Genomic DNA, 18,952 nt, shown 5'->3' on the forward strand with positions numbered 1-18,952 from the left:
CCTACTGGATTATAAAGGCGAAGATGTGGCCATATGGACTACTATTGGTGATTACCAACAATGGCCAATGAATCGGCAAATCGGTTGAGTTGAAGATTTTGTTGGAGCTGATCCCAGTGAATTAGGGCATACTGTAGCCTGGTGTCGGAACTAGCTAAGCTGATCGCTCCCGTCCAGATAAGATCGTGAAATCTATGGAAACTGAATTGTGGTTTAGTAAAGGGAGAAGGTTTGTCCGAGGCTTTACTAAAAAGCGTGAAGGAGACAAAATAGAATAAATGCATCGCCTGGCGCATCAGAAAAAAACAGGCTAGTTGATAGTCGGTTGCTTCCTGGCCAAAGTAACTTTTGAGGTAACTTTTTTCCTCTGCGTCAGACCGAACGACAAAATTTGCCGGTACAGACAGATCGATAAAGCGATCATTCAAAAAGGCAGCTTCCCAGTCGATCAGCCACAACTTGTTACCATCAAACAGCATATTTTCCGGTTTGAGGTCGTTATGGCAGGCTACCAAATCCGTCTGCGTATAGGAGTACACGTTTCGGATTTGTAAATAGGCATTGAACAGGTCGCGGGTTATGGATTCAGGAAAGAATTCGGCTTCCTGAAACTTCTGAATGAATGTTTCCATTTTATCCAGATAATTCATTCGGTATGGGAAGGCGGGTAGGGTATGCAACTGACTAAGCAGTTCAGGAATCAATTGAATTGCTTTAGCGGGTGGAAAAGGCTTTGCCTCAATAAAATCCGTAAGCGCGATTTTGTCCGTTATGCTGGTGTACCAAACATGAGGAGCTATACCGGCATTGGCACCCGATTGCATACAGGCATATTCGTCAGTTGGGTCACTCAAAGCATCAGTACGAGTAATAATCCGAAGTAGATACGGGTTGCCCTTCACAATAAGTTGAAAGACGAGCGCCGTAGAAAGACCAGCCGTTAATTGACGAATAGACTCAAATTCGGTAACGCCAAATGCCGATTGGAGTGCCCGACGGACAGCAAGTATTTTAGCAGCAGGAATCATAAAAAAACGGATTTAGTAGAAAGAGAACTACCAAATCTATGTCCGTTTTTGTACGTCGCAATACCTCTGAAACTATATTTTTAACGGCATACTAAGTCAGAAATTGCCGCGTTAACCTAGTAGATTTCAGTTGATTGGATGATGCAATCTTGCCCAGTTGCAGCTTATAATCAGATTTTCGACGGAGCAACACCATAAGCTTTTTTGAAGGCAAACGAAAAGTGCGACAGGTCTTCAAAACCCAAATCCAGATAAACATCAGACGGAGCTTTGCCCTTTTCTTTGATGAGGTAATACGCTTCCTGTAAGCGACGATGAAGCAGCCAGCGGCTAGGCGAACTGTGAAATATTTTCTCGAAATCCCGTTTGAAGGTTGCCAGACTCCGCCCGGTCAGGTAAGCGAACCGCTTCAGTTCCACATTGAAATGAAAGTTGGTATTCATAAACGCTTCCAGATCAATCTTGCCGGGTTCTGAAAAGTCAAAGAGAATAGGCTTTACCTCCGGGTTTACATTCAGCAACAGCAGAATGGCTTCTTTCAGCTTCAAGGCCAACAGATGTTTATTACCCGGCTGGACGAGGTGTTGATAGGGCAGGAGGGAGTCCATATAGCTTTTGTAAAGCGGGTCGGGCTTCAGTTCCAGAATGGCGCTTCCTGGCTGATGGGGCTCTGCCGGGAAACCATATTCCCGGCTGACAGCACGAAGCATTTCCTGTGTAAGGTAAACGGACAACGACCTAAACTCTCCATGTTCATGGGGATACTTGGTGAATTTGACAAGGTGATTGCGTTTGCTAAGCCGGAAATCGCCTTCCCGGAAGATGTACTCGTTCCTACCATCGTTTGTCACGAGTGTTCCCGCAATCTGGTAGCTGAAAACGTGTTCGGGCACGAACTGTTCTCCCTCCCGGCTTCGGGTGTAATAACACGAGTACGCAATAGGCGTGAGCTTCATAGAATGGTTGAATGATTGAATTGTTGACTGATTGAATGACTGAATTATTTAGCCACCGAATAATTCAGTCATTCAATCAGTCAACAATTCAATTTGTCTGCATAGCGGCAAATCGTTTTCCGGCTTCGGTTTCTAAAAAGTTTACCGAATCGTCATGGTCGGTGGAGAGGCTGACGGGTAACCATTTTTCCAGTTCAGCCTCTCGGGCAGCATCGGCCTGTTTCAGCAAGCCAATGGCTTCGCTGCCTAATACCAGATGGGTAGGAGGCTCAGGATGATCCACTAAATCGAGCATAACCTGTGCCGCCTTTGCCGGGTCGCCTACCGGGACAAAGGTATCGCCTTTCAGGTGATTGACTACCCAGCCAACAGTCGAATCATACCCTTCAACTTCGGGGGCGTAACTCATGGATGCACTCGCCCAATCGGTGCGGAAGCCGCCCGGTTCGACCGATGTTACCCGAATACCCAGCGATGCTACTTCTTTGGATAAAGCTTCAGTAAAACCGCTTAACCCAAATTTAGCCGCCTGATACATCGTCAGACCCGGATTGCCCACTCGCCCGCCAATGGAACTGATCTGTAAAATATGCCCGGAACCTTGTTTGCGCATATAAGGCAGTACGACCCGCGTTAGTTCGATGGGCGCGTATAGATTAGTGTCCAACTGACTGCGAACCTGTTCGTCGGTAAAGGCTTCGGCAGCGCCTGTTATACCAAATCCGGCATTATTAACGAGCACATCGATGCGTCCGAAATGGGCGATAGTAGCTTCTACTGCCGAGATAATTTGCTGCTTATCCGTTACATCCAGTTGAATTGGATAGAGTAGATCGGGGTATTTTTCACGTAGGTTCGCCAATTGTACAGGTTGGCGAGCCGTAGCGGCTACATAGTCGCCATGAGCCAGTACAGCTTCGGTCAGGCTCCGTCCGAGCCCGCGTGAACTTCCGGTGATAAACCAAATTTTTGCCATTGTCTTTGTTTGTTAACGAAGGCAAAATTCGGGTCTATTTGCCCGGGTAAGTTTGTTGGAACGCTCAAAGTTGGTTTGTTGAAACGCTCATGAAAGAACCTAAGTACAGTGTAAATTAAGTCTTCTGGTATTTTTTTGTCATTCCGAGGAACGAGGAATCTTAAGCTTTCCTGATTTGATAGTAAGGAGAGCTTGAGATTCCTCCTGCGTCGGAATGACAAAAAAAGCCTTAGAACCTGCCCTCACCCGAAGCTTCCCGCTCCGGCAGCCCGGTTGTTCCTCGGAATGACAAAAAATAATTTAATGTATTTTAAGAGAACTACTTATCCAGCCGTTAATGGGATTCGAGATCGGGTAAACTAGCTGCCCGGTCAAAGCCAACGGTATCCCGGTACACTTGTGGTGAAACCGTTGCATGGCGCTTAAAGAAGCGACTGAAATAAAATTCATCCTCAAAGCCCAGTTCATGCGCAATTTCCTTAATTGATTTAGGGGTCAGGTATAATTCCCGCTTGGCTTCAATAACGATTCGGTCACTAATTAAATCGGTAAGGGTTTTGCTGAAGTAATGCCGGGTGATTTTAGCCAGGGCTTTAGGGCTTATGTTCAATAGATCGGCATAGTCGCTGGGCGTATGTTTGCTGCGGTAATACTGCTCGATGGCATCTTTTAACTTCTGAATGACGAAAGGCTCTTTCTGTTCGGCTATAACTACTGTTTCCTCTCGGTCTGGATATTGCACTATAGTTAATCTGACAGCCTGAATAAGAATAATTTTCAGGTATGAAATCAACAGTTCGTGCTGAGCCAGTTCGACTTTCTGAATCTCATTCGCCATGTGTTGCGTCAGGAGTTCAAAATAGGTCATTTCCTCCGTTGTCAACCGCACAAACGGAGGGTGGTAGCTGTTGTTGAATAGAAAACCGTTTGCCGAAATCTCAGGATGGTGCCTGAAAATACAGAAGAACTCCGGGTGAAAATGAATGACCCAACCACTCACGGGCACATTCGTTCGAAGCTGAAAGGGCTGAAAGGGCGAAAAGGCCAGTAATACATTGCCCGCGATTGGATACTGGGTAAAATCGGCCGTCAGGTCCACGGTTTGACCTCTCCACAGAATCAGGCTAAAGTAGTTGAAGCGTTGAATGGAGGAAAAAAGCGAGGAATCGTCGAACGGATAAATACTAAAAGCCAGATTCCCGTTCTGAGGGTTGACCATCGTGTAGCGATCATACGTATGCATGCGAGGGCAACAAAAACGGCTTTATAGATCGTTCACGCTCAGGCGATAGCTGCCCCGATTCTTACGGAGTGGTTTGGTTTTTCAAGGCGTTTCGTAATGTATTAATTTCCTGCTCCAGTTTGGCAATATGCGCTGATTGCGAAGCAAAAACATCCTGCATGTCTGCTTCAGTATACCGGGGCGTTATGTGTTGCGGACAGTTCCAGTCGAAGGCGCTGACCCGAAACAGCAGCATCCGCTCGGGCGTGTGTTTATACTGGGCAGGGTCCAGTTTCGCAAACAAATCGGGTCGGTCGGCCAGCTCCACAACAGAGGCTTCTGCGTAGATTTTTAACCGTGTCTGTCTGGGATAGTCCATTAAAAAAAGTGACACCTGCGGATGAGTCAGAATATTCCCGACGGAGATGTACTGCTTATTGCCTTTAAAATCGACCAGTCCCAGCGTGTGCGAGTCAAGCACATGAAGGAATCCGGCAGGCCCACCCCGATGCTGAATGTACGGATAGCCGTTTTCGCCGATGGTGGCGAGGTAAAAACTGTCCCGCTGGCTTATAAAGCTTATTTCTGGTCGGCCAAGACCATCGATATACACCGCCTTTTCGAAGCGGGCGTAGGCATCCCGACTACCATATTTCTCCTGGAGTTTTCGCACGCTGTCGGTAAAGGCAAGCGACGCATAGTTCTTCGCCATGGTATTTTGCTCGGTGTAAAGGCTTAATGAACTAGTGGTTGATACTTAGCGAGATGGACGATCATTTTCGCCCAACGGTGCATCGTTGATCCTGGTTGTTTCCGTTTTGGAGGAATCTACTATAGAACGATGCTCATCTGTCGTCTCGGATTGATTTAGCACGTCGTCCCACATAGTGTCGCCACAGGCATCGATAGCAAACGGGCGACCATCATTGAAAAAATCGTTAAATGGGTTCATGGCTTTATAGGAGGGTTGATTCCCGATCAAATTCGTTTGTCTTACCAATCACGTCCGCTGGTTTGAGCCCTGCTGTTGCGATTGATAGGGCAAAAGTAGGCTATTGGATGGCCGAAGAGAATGGAGAAACAACGCATTGTCATGGACACTTTTTCTGCTAAAAGCGAATCCATGTTTATAGAACCGCCCGAGCGGTTCTATCATTTGCCCGTCACCAGTTTTCCAGAAGTGGAACGCAGGTAAAGAGTGGCAATTTCTTTGGCAATCTGTTCGGGGAGCGCCTGCTCGCTATTGGTTAGCACGATGACCGCCAGCCCGGCCTGTGGGAACCGGGCATACTCCGTTCGGAAACCGGGCAATGAACCTCCATGATGAATCCAGGATGTACCCATCAGCGTATCGACTCGCCAGCCCAGGCCATATGGGTAAGGCGTCCCATCCTTCAATATGAAGGGTTTCTGCATTTCTTTCTGGCTGGTCTCGGTCAGGATTTTCGTTGTGCCCAGCGCGGCTTCCCATTTGGCTAAATCCAGTACGGTCGAAAGAAAAGCCCCGCTCGGACGTAAGGCACGGTAAGGAATAGCGCGTTGCAGATGATCTTTTTCCCATTCATAGCCATCTACTCGATTCGGCACTACTTCGCTCAGGGTTGTCGTGCGGGTAGCCGTCATACCAGCCGGTTTGAAGATCCGATCTTTCAGAAATGTTGACCAGGGTTGTCCCGACACTTTGCGAATAATATCGGCCAGCGCAAAATAGCCCACATTGCAGTACTGCCATTTGGTGCCAATTGGAAACTGGAGTGGCAACGGGAAAGCCGATTGAACGACTACCGAATCGGGCTGAATTTTACTGGGGTCAAAAGCGGGCGCTTCCCGAACGATGCCCGACGTATGCGACAGTAGATGACGCAACGTGATACCTTGCCAGGTCTGTGGAGCCTGTGGGTAGTAGGTATGGATGTCATCATCGAGCGAGAGTTTTCCTTCCTGCGCTAAAATCAGAATGCCCGATGCGATAAACTGTTTACTGACCGACGCAATGGCATATACGCTTTGCGGAGTAGCCGATACGTTCAGTTCGACATTGGCCAGTCCATACCCTTTGCTCAGGACGACCGCTCCCTGCCTAACCACGGCAATCGAAACGCCCGGAATGTGTTTGTTTCGCATGTGACTCTGAACAATGGCATCGACACTATCGGCTGGAACTGAACTGGCTGTTTGTGCCCAACTGGTTTGTATCAGGAAAAGTAAAGCGAGTAATCCGCCAAAGCGGCTTTTGCGCGACGATGCATAGTCCATAGAATATGAGGAAGTTATAAGCGTGACCGGATAAAGTTAATGGATAATGAATCATGGAAAATGCCTAATGAAATCTCTTTGTCAAAACCGCGGTATTTTCCACGATTCATTATTCGTTAGGTAAGGATTTTCCAATTTTTCGGGCCTGCTGAAGGCATTTATACTTCTGATTTTGGGCCGAGTGCAGACTGGTATATCCATCGTCTTTCATAATCTGGGTCATGCCTTTCTGATCGAAAAAAATGGACGATAAGAGTTTCATACACCGTAGAGTCAGTTTAATCATAATGCTCATAACGGTCGGATAAACACCGAGGGATGATTCGCTATCTGCGAGAGCCGTTGCAACGCGTTCTTCGTCAACTGCTTCCAGACTTGTCCATCGGGCCGAGTTCCTGAGTTGTTTCAGCCACAGGTTTCGACTGATAGCAAAAACATACGTTTTGAGCGATGAGGTAAGCTCAAAAGAGGGGTCGCGAAGGGAGGTGAGCAGGATTACTAATGTCTCCTGAAACAGGTCGCTGGCCTGGTCTTTATCGCCATTGTTCCGCAAAACAAAATACGCTACCGACGGATAAAATCGTCGGTAGAGTAGATCAACGCTTCGATTGTCGCCTGCCCGAAGCTGTTCGATTAATTGATGTTCCGATAGGTCCGTTTGCATAGGCAATCCGTTTAACGGCGCTTTGAAAAGCGTCGAATGATTCGGTAAAGGCTATAGCCAATGCTGCTGGTTACACAAATTGGGCAAACGCCGAACCGAAAAAAGACAAGTCCCATTTTTTTGTACCACGGCAATCGAATGGGAGTGATGGGGCAACTTATTCCGTCGCCTTCATATTCCTGAATATTCCAGATGTTCATGGGAGTAGTAGTTGTATGGCCGATGATTAGCCCCGTCCGAAGAGTAGATAGATACAACATAAGGTCATTAGTGTGGCAGCGCCAATCAGGACATACTTGAGTCGGGATTTCATACGTAATTGGTTTAATGTACGTAGGTTAATACCACGACTGTGCATAAATCACCCGTCGCTAGCCACTTTTTTTATTGCCTGTGTCTGGTCCTGATCAGATCAAAAAATAGCTGCGCGGCTGGTTCAATCAGTTCGTCGTTGAAATCATAATCGTCGTTATGGAGGGCAGGAGAATTTATACCCGCTCCGATGCCAAACATGGCTCCTTTGTAGCGTTGTGTGAACAACCCAAAATCTTCACCCCATTTGAACGGTTCCTGTTTTTCGAGGAAGGGATAGCCTAGCCTTTGGGCACTTTGTTTGATCTGTTTAAACGCTTCTGGGTTGTTTTCATTGGCAAAGAACGCTTCGGTGTAAGTCGTTTGCGTGGCTATACCGCTTTCAGTTGTAAGGGCTAGCAATACCGATTCTAACTGGTTCCTCAGCCAATCCATTTTATGAGCCGTACGTGTCCGAAGGGTCAGATGAACTTCGCCATACCCGGCTGAAATCCCGTATGATTTTTCGCCCATTGTCGTATGAACTGGTGTGATAAGCGTAAACTCATCGGAACCGGGATCTGGGTTTTGCAACGTTCTGGCTTTAAGCATGAATTCGGCCATTACATACGCTGGATTGATGCCTTTTTCGGGTTCGGCCGAGTGAGAAACCTTCCCGGTAAACGTCACAATCATACTCAGCACCGATGCCGTAAACGGCCCCGATTTGCAGACAATAACGCCTTGTTCATAGCCCGGCAGATTATGGAGGGCAAAGACCTGGTCGGGTTGGATGGTTGCAAAAAGGGGATCGTTAATTACAGCCTGAGCGCCCTGCCCGGTTTCCTCGGCCGGCTGAAAAAGTAAGTAGACTGTTCCGCTGGTAACGAGCTTTTCATCCAATAAAGCCGCTACTCTTGCCAGAATAGCCGTGTGCCCATCGTGCCCGCATTTGTGCGAAACGCCCGCAATCTGCGATCGATGGGCGAAGGTATTGACTTCCTGAATGGGCAATGCATCTGTATCGGCCCGAATGAGGGTAACCGGACCAGATCCATTCGTACCATATTGTAGCAGTAATCCTGTACCACCTACATTGTGCAGGGCATTTGGTTGAAACTGACTCACAAACGTTTTAATGCGCTGTTGTGTCTGCACTTCCTGACCAGAAACTTCCGGGAACTGGTGCAATTCGCGTCGAAATTGGGAGAACCGATCCGTATTAGGTGAAGGCATAGCTGAGAGATTAGTGCTTAAGCCACTCCCGAAAGCTGGCGGGTCGATGATCGATCAGACTGTAATACACACCCAGTACGGTATTAATGAGCAGGCAAATAATTACGGTTGTTACCTGTCCTTTCGTACTTTTCATCGGTATAACCATACCAAACATAACTAGCCAGACAATGGTCATAAGGATACTGACAATTACTTTCTTCAGTTTCGCCATCATGAATGTATGTTGAAGAATAAAATGCACATAGACAGAAAGTTAGCTATTCAAGCAGGAATAATGTAGCGTAGGCTGCTAGAGCGTTTTTGTCATCCCGAGGAACGACCGGGCCGCCGGAGCGGGGATCTTCGGAGACGGGGTAAAAGGTAATCTCCGAAGATCCCCGCTCCGGCGGCCCGGTCGTTCCTCGGGATGACAAAATAGTTTGCTGGACTACTATATTTCAAACCTGTGCTCTTCGAACCTCCGTATGTAAACCATCCATTACCGGCTTCCTGAATACTTGGCGGGAGCACTGTTTTTCGGGATGCTTTTCTGGATGAATTTTCGCAGATTCTCGTTGCTGGTTGCCAGGTCTTCTTTGCGGAGGTACATCATGTGTCCGCTCCGGTAGCCTTCCCAATCCATACGGTCTTTCAACTTGCCGCTGGCATCAATCTGCCACATGCTGTATTTGGCATTGAAATAATCACAGGCTCCGTCATAATAGCCCGACTGTACCAGCAGATGCAAATATGGATTCTGGTTCATGGCCTGACGCAGATTTTCGCCCGTGTGGTTGTTGGTATTGTCCCACGGAAAGGTAGGGCCAAACATGTAGTATTTCAGGTCTGTTTTATAGTTCAGCTCGTCGCGCATGAACATATTGATGGCGGGTGTGAACGAGTGCAGCCAGGACGTCAGTTCGGAATTGTACTCAGGACTAACCCCCGCATCCTTGCTATCGAGACCCAGGTAGCGCGAATCCAGTCGCCCGACGGTTTGGCCCTGGCCCCGTAGTAATTCTTTCCAGAAGAAGTTCGTTGGTACGTCCAGATTCTGTTGTAATACAGCCGTTTCTGATAACCCTGAATAACGGGCCACTTTAGCGGCAATGTCTTTACGTTTCTGGTCGCTGATGGAACCGCCCAGAGCAAGTGCAGGCAGGTATTCCTGAATGGTAAACGTTTCGACTTCGGGCAGCAGATCTGTTAAATCTTTTTTCTGCAAATCGGCGGGTAAGGCTTTATGATACCAGGCTGTAGCGGTAAAATAGGGTAGTTTCAAAACACCCTGAGCCGGTCCATCCCGCTCGATACCCAGGCTCGTGGGCGAAACCAGAATCACACCGTTCAGATACATCCAGTGGGCGTTCTGCAACTCCAGCGCTAACCCCGACACGCGCGTAGTGCCGTAGCTTTCGCCAATCAGGTACTTAGGCGAAGCCCAGCGATTATACCGACTCACGAAGGTATTGATCCAGTCGGCCAGGTATTTGATGTCGGCATTAACGCCAAAGAATAGCTTAGCCGCCGGAACATCTTTATTGACGGGTCGAGAAAAGCCCGTGTTTACTGGATCGACGTACACAATGTCGGCCACGTCCAGTATCGAATGAGGGTTGTCTTTGATACCGTATGGCTGAACGGGATAGCCTTCATCGTCTACCTTCAAAATGCGGGGACCTGTATACCCGATCATCATCCAGACCGAGGCCGTACCGGGGCCTCCGTTGAACGAAATGACCAGGGGGCGGCTGGCCCGGTCGGTTACATCGGAGCGTTCGAAATACGTAAAAAATACCCCGGCAACAGGTTTGCCTTCTTCGTCCCAAACGGGAATAGTGCCTGCGGTGGCTTTGTATGGTACACGTTGCCCTTTGATGGTTACTTGTCCGTTGGTCACCACCTGTGAGTCGATGTTCAGGGTACGGGACGCTGGTTTGTCGTCTTTGGGCTTTGGCGTTTCAGCCGTTGTCGGCTTTTGGGCATGGGTATGTATCAGGCTGGCAAAGCCAATGAGCAACGGCAGGAAGACGTGTTTCATGAGTACGGAATTGGTAATAAGTGAAGTGGATACGCTGTCGTAAGACTAAATCCTATTTTTTGACCGAATATAGTTAGAATGCCCCTAAAATAGGTGCTTAGGCGTTTATTCGAGAGCGACTGCTTAAGGTGAAATGTAAACAGGGAGCAGCTGTGCTGTCAGATTCTTCAATCTGACAAGTTAGGTTTTGAGAAACCTAACGATACAATAGGTTTCCTAAGAAACAATAGAAAATTTTGATATTCTGGAAAAGAATAGAGTAAAAGTTGGATTTAATGGATTGAGGTGGCCCATACTCTCTATTTTTCTGTAATTTACCCCATTACCCAATCAAACTACCATGAAAAAACTCTTCCTGTGCTGCGTACTGGCCAGTTTTGGTGCTTCGGCCCAGTCGCTCTCTAAACCCGAGCAAAGCATCATTGCCTCTGTAAAAAAGAATATGCCTGCAACCGAAGCATTTCTGGAAAAAGTGGTCAACATCAACAGTGGCACGCTGAATAAAGAAGGGGTTCGGCAGGTCGGTAAGCTGATGTCCGACGAATTCGATAAGCTGGGTTTTAAAACCGAATGGGTTACCTTACCCGACTCGCTGAATCGGGCGGGACATTTGGTGGCTACCCGGCAGGGGAAAAAAGGCAAAAAGCTTTTCCTGATCGGGCACCTGGATACGGTTTTTGAAAAGAGCCTGCCGATGGAGCCTTACACGCGTGTCAACGATTCGACGATAGCCGGGCAGGGTGTCAACGATATGAAAGGGGGCGATGTGGTGGTGATTGCCGCTTTGAAAGCCCTGCATGAACAGAAATTGCTGGATGACACGTCCATTACCATCTATTTCACGGGTGATGAAGAAAGCTCAGGTGGTCCCGAAAGTCGGCGGGATTTTATCGAACGTGCTCGCCAATGTGATGTAGCCCTCGGGTTCGAAAGTGCCCAAGGGCTACACTATGTAACTACCGGACGTCGTGGTGCCAGTGGCTGGACATTAAACGTAAAAGCGCGGTCAGGCCATTCGTCGCGAATTTTCAGCGATCTGGGTTACGGAGCTATTTACGAGGCCGCTCGTATTCTGACGGAGTTTCGACGGACACTGGGGCAGGAGCCATACTTGACGTTCAATCCCGGTCTGATTGTGGGTGGAGCCGAGGTGAAATACGACGAAAAAACAGCCAAAGCGGTTGTCGATGGTAAAACGAACATCGTGGCTGGAACAGCACTGGTCAAAGGGGATTTACGATTTCTGACCGAAGCGCAGAAGGAAAAGGCGCGGGCTAAAATGCGTGAAATCGTAGATAAAAGCTTACCCCTGACCAAAGCAACAATCTCCTTTGCCGATGGTATTCCGGGTATGGAGCCGACCGCTGCCAATGACGAATTGCGGAAACAGGTCGATAAAATCAGTCGCGATATGGGCATTGGCCCAGTTGAAGCCTTCGATCCCGGTGCCCGTGGCGCAGGGGATATTTCCTTTGTGGCTCAATACATGCCTTGTCTGGATGGGCTGGGGGCATCGGGTAAGGGCGCTCACAGCATCGAAGAGACCATGAATAGCAAGGAGTTTCCATTGCTGATTCAGCGAGCCGCCGTGATGATCTACCGGATGACCCGCTAATAAGATGTACACATTGAAGAATCGGACCCCACAGGAATACTAGGAAGCTATTCTCTAGCCTCATAAACTTGGGGCTTGCTTACCATTCTGTTTCGTTATCGCCATCACTATTTATCATGCAAAGGACCGGGACGAGGCCGCTACCTTTGTCTTGATGTCCTGTTTGTGTAACTCGGGTGGGAACCCGCGATATTGATTAAAAATGGCGGGTTCCCACCCGCGTTACGCAAGCAAGACTGTACTTTGTTCATAACACGATGATAACGACAGATATTTGCATCATTGGGGCCGGGCCGGTGGGCCTGTTTGCCGTTTTTGAGGCAGGATTACTAAAAATGCGCTGCCACCTGATCGATGCCCTGCCACAGGTGGGTGGACAGCTTTCTGAAATCTATCCACAAAAGCCGATCTACGATATTCCGGGCTACCCGGAAGTAAAGGCGCAAACGCTGGTCGATAACCTGATGGATCAGATTGCGCCCTTCAAACCGGGCTTCACGCTGGGGGAACGAGTAGAAGCTCTGGAGAAGCAGGACGATGGCTCGTATGTGATTACTACCAACGAAGGAACGGCCGTTCAATGCCAGGTCGTAGTAATTGCCGGTGGACTGGGTTGTTTTGAGCCACGCAAACCCGAAATCACCAACCTGGAGCAATTTGAGGGTAAAGGCGTTGCCTACATGGTGAAAAACCCGGAGCTATTTCGCGACCGTCGGGTAGTCCTGGCTGGTGGGGGAGACTCCGCTCTCGACTGGACCATCTTTCTGGCCGACATTGCGCAGGAAGTTACGCTTATTCATCGGAGCGATTCGTTTCGGGGAGCGCCCGATTCAGCTGAAAAAGTCGTTGAACTGGCTCGTCAGGGACGTATTAAACTCCTGTTACAATCGAATATTACGAGCATACACGGCAATGGGCATTTGAAAGAGGTGAGTGTTACGGCCAAAGACAAGTCGGTACAGATACTGGCTGCTGATCACCTGATTCCGCTATTCGGCCTAACCCCCAAACTCGGCCCTATTGCCGACTGGGGATTGCACATCGACAAATCGGCTATCAGCGTCAATACGGTTGATTACTCGACCAATGTTGAACGCATCTACGCCATTGGTGATATCAATACCTATCCGGGTAAGCTCAAACTGATTCTGTGTGGTTTTCACGAGGCTGCCTTGATGTGTCAGAGTGCATTTCACTACGTATATCCGAACCAAAAGCTAAGTTTCAAATACACCACCGTAAACGGCGTACCTACTTTTTAAATGGTCATTCGGTGGTCATTATTAGTCGTTCATTGTTTTGGTAGACAATGAACGACTAATAATGACCACCGAATGACTACTAAATAACATGATCACATTCACAATCGAAGACCGCGATGGAACGCGGCAGGCATTGGAAATACCGGAAGGAATCAACCTGAGTTTGATGGAAGTACTGAAGGCTTCGGACTATAACATTCTGGCGACCTGTGGGGGTATGGCCTTGTGTGCTACCTGCCATGTGCAGGTGCTCGAAGGGCTTGAGGCCCTACCTCCTGCACAGGATACCGAACTAGACATGCTCGATACGTTACCCAATGCCGATTCGGATAGCCGGCTGGCCTGTCAGATTCGGGTCAATGAATCGCTGGAAGGGGCCATTTTCGCGATCCGGGGCGAGGACCAGTAGCTTATAAATGAAGCTTATTACATGAGTTTTGACGGGCTTCCTGCTTTACAAGGCATAAACCTATTTTTTTCATTTGTTGTATGCTTAGTTATCGTTACGTCAGAGCCATTTTTTTCACGGGGCTACTGGTTGCACTCATCGTTCAGACCAGATCGACGTTTGGTTTTGCGCCCAAACGCGAGTTTTATCAACTGAAAATCTACCACCTGAAAGATAGTCCGCAGAAAGACAGGCTGGAGAGTTACCTCAAGCAGGCTTATTTACCCGCCTTACATCGGGCGGGTATTGGCAAAGTAGGGGTATTTAAGCCCATTACCGAAGCCGATTCGCTGATTTACGTGCTTATTCCGTTTAAGTCGGTCGATCAATTTATAGGGCTTTCGGAAACGCTCGCTAAAGATAAGCAGTACGCAACCGACGCTCAGGATTATATCAATGCTGAATACAATAACCCCGTCTACAAAAATTTTGAATCAGTTTTAATGCAGGCGTTTGCGGGTATGCCGAGCCTGATTGCTCCGACATTAACGGCTAGTCCGTCGGAGCGTATTTACGAATTGCGCCGATACGAAGCGGCCACGGAGAAACTACACGAAGCGAAAATTGCGCAGTTCAACAACGGCGAACTCGATATTTTCAAGCGGTTGGGATTCAACACAGTATTTTGCGGACAGGTGAAGGCCGGTAGTAAATTACCCAGTCTGATGTACATGACGTCGTTTGAGAGCAAAACCGAGCGGGATGCGCATTGGAAAGCCTTCAGTGCTGATCCTGGCTGGAAAGCCCTAAATGCAAAACCCGAATACGCCCACAACTTTCTTCGGGCTGATATTTACCTGCTCCACCCAACGGCCTATTCGGAGATTTGAAAGCTACCGTTAAAATCATACCTTACTCGAATTGTTTATTAACGCGAGCTATGGTTATTGGGGCTCCGTAAAGGGGAGTGTGAGTAAAAAACTCGTTCCAGATTCCACGGCCGTGCCGTAAGCAGGCAATGCTAGAATAGGTTACGTTCCTATGGCACGGCAGAATTATAAATGGACTATAATCGACCAGCATTTTGTAGGCATCGACTGGTCGATTATAGTCCATAAGCTTTAACAACTTCATAGTCAATTTATGCCTCTGAAATTAGCAGAGAAGCTAGGTGCGGCCCGATGTGAGCAGCTATTTAAAACGCATCAAAACAGTCGTAATTCCGTTGCCTGACTATTTTGCCTCCTTCAAATTCCATGAACAGTGCGAAGTGGGCTTTGATCTCACGACCTGGAGGAGTCTGTCCAATTGGAATTGAAAACACTCCTTTCCAAATTACCTCCAGAATAACCGTGTTGCTACTGACATATTCTTTCTGAACATCATACGACTGGCTAACCACAATGTGTTTTCCTTTTTCTGAACGTTCGATCAACGTTCCGTAATCGCTCACGCCCCCATTTACATTCAGTTGGTTAGGGTACTCAATTTGTTGAATAGTTTCAGCGTAATATCCTGCCAGTTCCAGACCGGCCTTGCCCTTGGCAATATCTTCCAGATGTTGTTTTGCCAATGTTAGAATATCGGTATCGGTTGTTGCCATAATGGTTGTTGATAGGCCCAAAATTAATCAGGAATGAGTAATCTGGAAAGCCAAAAAAGCGATGCATGGATATTCAGGTAGGGTGATTATTTTTACGCATAACCTAAAATCTCATGAAAAAACGTTTACGCTGGTTGCTTCCCATCGTACTGATTGTCATTGTCTACCTGATTCCGGTTCCGAAAAAAGAGGCTGTCGAACTGTATGATGGCGGAGATAAACAGCCCATCAATGGCCTGACCGCCTTCCGAAAACTACCCACCAAAACAATTCACACACAAGGCTACGACTGGACGTATCTGGTACTAGGAAACGGTCCTAAAACCATTCTCTTTTTGCATGGCATGACGGGCGGCTACGATTTCTGGTGGCAGCAGATGAACGCCTTTAGCCATGATTATCGGGTTGTGAGCCTGACATATCCCCCCGTCGATAATCTGTCGGATTTAGGGAAAGGCGTTATAGCGATTCTCGACAAAGAGAAAATCGACTCGGTGATTGTGGTGGGTAGCTCGTTGGGAGGGTATCTGACGCAGTATTTGCTCGCTACCTATCCGCAACGGATCGAAAAAGCTGTGTTAGGCAATACATTCCCGAAAAATGACATCTATGAAGAGGCCAACCATACCAAGGTAGCCGTAGCCAACTGGTTGCCCGAATGGGCAGTTATGAATGCGCTGCGTGGTAATCTGGTAAACCAGGTTATCCCGGCTTCCGAAAATAATCCACTGGCGAAGGCACAACTGCTCGAAAATACATACGGCCGGATGTCGAAAGCACAGTTCCTGGCCCGCTACCAGTGTGTTGTTGACAAATTTCAGCCCATCGATGGGAAACAAACGAAGGTTCCTTTACTGATTCTGGAATCGGATAACGATCCACTTATTTTGCCCCAGCTTCGAACTCAGTTGAAGCAGTATTACACAACCGCCCAGGTGCATACCTTTCATCAGAAAGGTCATTTCCCGTACCTGAACGCAGCCAATGAATACAATACTGTGCTAGGCAACTTTCTGGTAGGTACTAATGATTGAATGATAGAGTGATTGAATGATTGAATAAGAGTCAGCGTCAGCTATTCAATCATTCAATCACTCTATCATTCAATCATTTTATCAAAGCGACCCGCGCCGGATCATGTAGAATGGATTTTTTACCTTGATGCGCTTGTTATCGAGCAGGAGCGAAGCGGCCGTATAGCCCATCGCTTCGAAGTCGGTGGTGATGACCGTAATATTCAGCAGCTCCTTAAGCGTCGTTTCGTTAAACGAAATAATGCCAATCTCGTGACCCAGTTCGTAGGGGGACTGGCGCACTTTTATTACTAGTTCCGATAAATCTGTTTCTTCGATCACCACATACGCCGTACCCGCCTGGAGATTCTCCTGCATGGCATTCTCTTTAATACCGAACTCTTTGCCATAATTGACGCAGAACGAGCGAAAACCATGCGCAATTTCGGTGGGATAGTTGCCATCACTGGGTAGAATCAAAACCATGCGGTGGTACTTTGAAAGCAAATCCAGAGCGTTTTCGAGCGATTCGCAGATGTCTTTGTCGAAATTCTGGTAAACACTCAGCCGGGGTTCGATCAGCTCCTGGACATCCTTATCGAGTAAAATCAACTCATTCGCCGGAATAGACTCCAGCGTTTCCATGTAGTTTGCTTTGTCCAAGTCCTGCGTGAAATGGGGCATCACCACGTAGTAGTTGTACTTGCCCAGGTTCTTCTCAATAATCTCCCTGAAATGATAGGCACTGTAATGGTGAATCTGTAGATCGACCGTCGCTTTGTCGCCCAGTGCTTTCAGGAAGGCGTAATAAATAATCTTCTTGTAGGAACTGAGCTTATTAAAAATGAGTAGAATCTTCAGTTTGGGTGTCGCCTGCGACTGCACGTAATACCCTTTCCCCTGCACCGATGTGATGTAGCCTTGTTCCCGAAGTTCGCGGTACGCTTTTTCAACTGTATCGCGGGCCAGATAGTATTCTACACTTAACTCGCTGATGGAAGGCAACTGTTCGTTGTTTTTTAGGACGCCCCGTTCGATGTCGGTAATGACTGACTGCACAATCTGCTTGTACTTTGGCGTCTTGTCTTTCGGGTTGAACTGAAGTTTATAAACAGGTGCCGATTGATTATGATACATATCGACAAAGCTGTCGTATGCCTGCCGTCTGGCCTGGGCTGAGGGGGATTCCTTCGCTACCATAACAAGTAAGGTTTATGGATTATTCTGTGGTTTAGGCAAGTGACTGCCTGGAGTTGGCCATAAATAGCACGGATAAGCTTCCAAAAAAGAATAGACATAAAGAAAGAATTATCTGACTTTTTTTATGCAAACGTTGTCGGGAACGTTACCGAGCTGGTACAGCTAACTAGTTTTGTTATAAAAAACGGTTTTTGTTACCTTGAATGCATTCATAACGGATCAATTAGTTCTGGGGTGCAAAACACAGAAGTTGTATTTAACCACGATTGTGCCCATTGCATTAGACGATGCCAACGCGATTGACCATGATATACAAGCTAAGGTAATGGATTCCTGTCGGTGTTCGTACATTGAACGTTTTCAAACGACCCCAATACATAAAGTTTGTTGTCTTCATTAAAAAAGTCGTATAAAAGGAGAGTACAGGAGAGACAGCATCGTTACATACGGTATTTTTGTTGAAAATACGGTTCAGATCAGTCTATGAGAGTTGGCTTATTTATCCCCTGCTACATCGATCAGTTTTATCCGAAAGTAGCCATTGCCACACTGAAACTACTCCAAAACGTTGGTTGTGAAGTCGATTACCCCCTGCAACAAACCTGTTGTGGCCAGCCAATGGCCAATTCCGGGTATGAGCATCTGACGGGTGGCTGCAATGAAAATTTCGTACGTAACTTTTCGGGCTATGACTATATCGTTTCACCATCAGGTAGTTGCACGTTGCATATCAAACATCATCTGCATGCAGCGAATGAGTCTGAAGCATCGGCTATTCGGTCCCGTATTTATGAACTGACCGAGTTTTTGACGGATGTGGTGAAGGTATCTTCACTGAAAGCGACATTTCCGTATCGGGTAGGGCTTCACCAGAGTTGCCACGGACAGCGGGGGTTACACCTGGCGCAGATGTCGGAACTGGTAGCCCCTCCATTTTCCAAACCAGCTCAACTGCTCAATCTGGTCGATGGGCTCGACCTGGTGCAACTGGATCGGCGAGATGAATGCTGCGGTTTTGGCGGAACGTTCTGCGTAACGGAAGAAGCCGTATCGGCTAAAATGGGTAAGGATCGCGTAGCCGACCATCTTCGACATGGGGTCAACTACATTACCGGAGTCGATGTATCCTGCCTGATGCATCTGGAAGGTATTCTGAAGCGGGCTAATTCCGCCGTTCAGGTCAAACACATCGCAGAGATTTTAACAGCAACGGTATAAT

20 protein-coding genes are annotated in these 18,952 nt (G+C 47.7%); 6 read left to right on the top strand and 14 right to left on the bottom strand.

The window, feature by feature from the left end; genetic code table 11:
- Positions 1–41: 41 nt before the first annotated feature.
- From B5M13_RS08955 to B5M13_RS09005, 12 genes are all read right to left on the bottom strand, one after another.
- Positions 42–1,028 (bottom strand): phosphotransferase, encoded by a 987-nt coding sequence (locus B5M13_RS08955; RefSeq protein WP_080055355.1) that lies wholly within the window; start codon positions 1,026–1,028, stop codon positions 42–44.
- A 170-nt stretch (positions 1,029–1,198) separates the two neighbouring features.
- On the bottom strand, positions 1,199–1,984 hold the full coding sequence (locus B5M13_RS08960) for a helix-turn-helix domain-containing protein (protein WP_080055356.1): 786 nt from the start codon (positions 1,982–1,984) through the stop codon (positions 1,199–1,201).
- Positions 1,985–2,072: 88 nt separating this feature from the next.
- Positions 2,073–2,960, bottom strand: a complete 888-nt coding sequence (locus B5M13_RS08965) for an SDR family NAD(P)-dependent oxidoreductase (protein ID WP_080055357.1) — start codon at positions 2,958–2,960, stop codon at positions 2,073–2,075.
- Between the two features lie 334 nt (positions 2,961–3,294).
- Complete coding sequence (locus B5M13_RS08970; protein WP_245859887.1) at positions 3,295–4,203, bottom strand: helix-turn-helix domain-containing protein; 909 nt, start codon at positions 4,201–4,203, stop codon at positions 3,295–3,297.
- Positions 4,204–4,264: 61 nt separating this feature from the next.
- Positions 4,265–4,894 carry a pyridoxamine 5'-phosphate oxidase family protein gene (locus tag B5M13_RS08975; RefSeq protein WP_080055358.1) on the bottom strand — a complete coding sequence of 210 codons (630 nt, stop codon included), beginning with the start codon at positions 4,892–4,894 and terminating at the stop codon, positions 4,265–4,267.
- Between the two features lie 45 nt (positions 4,895–4,939).
- The gene (locus B5M13_RS08980; RefSeq protein ID WP_080055359.1) at positions 4,940–5,134 is read right to left on the bottom strand and encodes a hypothetical protein; all 195 of its coding nucleotides are present in this window, start codon (positions 5,132–5,134) and stop codon (positions 4,940–4,942) included.
- A gap of 200 nt (positions 5,135–5,334) precedes the next feature.
- A complete protein-coding gene (locus B5M13_RS08985; protein ID WP_080055360.1) occupies positions 5,335–6,438 on the bottom strand; it encodes a serine hydrolase domain-containing protein in 1,104 nt (367 codons plus the stop codon).
- 109 nt (positions 6,439–6,547) lie between these two features.
- Positions 6,548–7,102: an RNA polymerase sigma factor gene (locus B5M13_RS08990; RefSeq protein ID WP_080055361.1), complete on the bottom strand. Its 555-nt coding sequence runs from the start codon at positions 7,100–7,102 to the stop codon at positions 6,548–6,550.
- A gap of 11 nt (positions 7,103–7,113) precedes the next feature.
- Positions 7,114–7,302 carry a hypothetical protein gene (locus tag B5M13_RS33385; RefSeq protein ID WP_155297216.1) on the bottom strand — a complete coding sequence of 63 codons (189 nt, stop codon included), beginning with the start codon at positions 7,300–7,302 and terminating at the stop codon, positions 7,114–7,116.
- 184 nt (positions 7,303–7,486) lie between these two features.
- Entirely contained in the window at positions 7,487–8,629 is a 1,143-nt protein-coding gene (locus B5M13_RS08995; protein WP_080055362.1) for an amidohydrolase, read from the bottom strand.
- Between the two features lie 10 nt (positions 8,630–8,639).
- Entirely contained in the window at positions 8,640–8,846 is a 207-nt protein-coding gene (locus tag B5M13_RS09000; RefSeq protein WP_245859888.1) for a hypothetical protein, read from the bottom strand.
- Positions 8,847–9,110: 264 nt separating this feature from the next.
- Positions 9,111–10,652, bottom strand: coding sequence for a S10 family peptidase (locus tag B5M13_RS09005; RefSeq protein ID WP_080055363.1), 1,542 nt, complete (start codon positions 10,650–10,652; stop codon positions 9,111–9,113).
- Positions 10,653–10,992: 340 nt separating this feature from the next.
- On the opposite strand from B5M13_RS09005, the gene B5M13_RS09010 reads away from it, so the two are divergent.
- From B5M13_RS09010 to B5M13_RS09025, 4 genes are all read left to right on the top strand, one after another.
- Positions 10,993–12,267 carry a M20/M25/M40 family metallo-hydrolase gene (locus B5M13_RS09010; protein ID WP_080055364.1) on the top strand — a complete coding sequence of 425 codons (1,275 nt, stop codon included), beginning with the start codon at positions 10,993–10,995 and terminating at the stop codon, positions 12,265–12,267.
- Between the two features lie 257 nt (positions 12,268–12,524).
- The gene (locus B5M13_RS09015; RefSeq protein WP_080055365.1) at positions 12,525–13,529 is read left to right on the top strand and encodes an NAD(P)/FAD-dependent oxidoreductase; all 1,005 of its coding nucleotides are present in this window, start codon (positions 12,525–12,527) and stop codon (positions 13,527–13,529) included.
- An 88-nt stretch (positions 13,530–13,617) separates the two neighbouring features.
- Positions 13,618–13,938, top strand: a complete 321-nt coding sequence (locus tag B5M13_RS09020; RefSeq protein WP_080055366.1) for a 2Fe-2S iron-sulfur cluster-binding protein — start codon at positions 13,618–13,620, stop codon at positions 13,936–13,938.
- 80 nt (positions 13,939–14,018) lie between these two features.
- Entirely contained in the window at positions 14,019–14,807 is a 789-nt protein-coding gene (locus tag B5M13_RS09025; RefSeq protein WP_080055367.1) for an NIPSNAP family protein, read from the top strand.
- Positions 14,808–15,112: 305 nt separating this feature from the next.
- Here B5M13_RS09025 and B5M13_RS09030 read toward each other — a convergent pair whose 3' ends face one another.
- Entirely contained in the window at positions 15,113–15,520 is a 408-nt protein-coding gene (locus tag B5M13_RS09030; RefSeq protein WP_080055368.1) for a nuclear transport factor 2 family protein, read from the bottom strand.
- Between the two features lie 113 nt (positions 15,521–15,633).
- Between B5M13_RS09030 and B5M13_RS09035 the strand changes: the two genes are divergently transcribed.
- On the top strand, positions 15,634–16,554 hold the full coding sequence (locus B5M13_RS09035) for an alpha/beta fold hydrolase (protein WP_080055369.1): 921 nt from the start codon (positions 15,634–15,636) through the stop codon (positions 16,552–16,554).
- Positions 16,555–16,635: 81 nt separating this feature from the next.
- On the opposite strand, the gene B5M13_RS09040 is transcribed toward B5M13_RS09035, so the two are convergent.
- Positions 16,636–17,733: a GntR family transcriptional regulator gene (locus B5M13_RS09040; protein WP_080055370.1), complete on the bottom strand. Its 1,098-nt coding sequence runs from the start codon at positions 17,731–17,733 to the stop codon at positions 16,636–16,638.
- Between the two features lie 483 nt (positions 17,734–18,216).
- Between B5M13_RS09040 and B5M13_RS09045 the strand changes: the two genes are divergently transcribed.
- Entirely contained in the window at positions 18,217–18,951 is a 735-nt protein-coding gene (locus B5M13_RS09045; RefSeq protein WP_080055371.1) for a (Fe-S)-binding protein, read from the top strand.
- Position 18,952: the final 1 nt, after the last annotated feature.

This window comes from Spirosoma aerolatum (assembly GCF_002056795.1).
GTDB lineage: Bacteria > Bacteroidota > Bacteroidia > Cytophagales > Spirosomataceae > Spirosoma > Spirosoma aerolatum.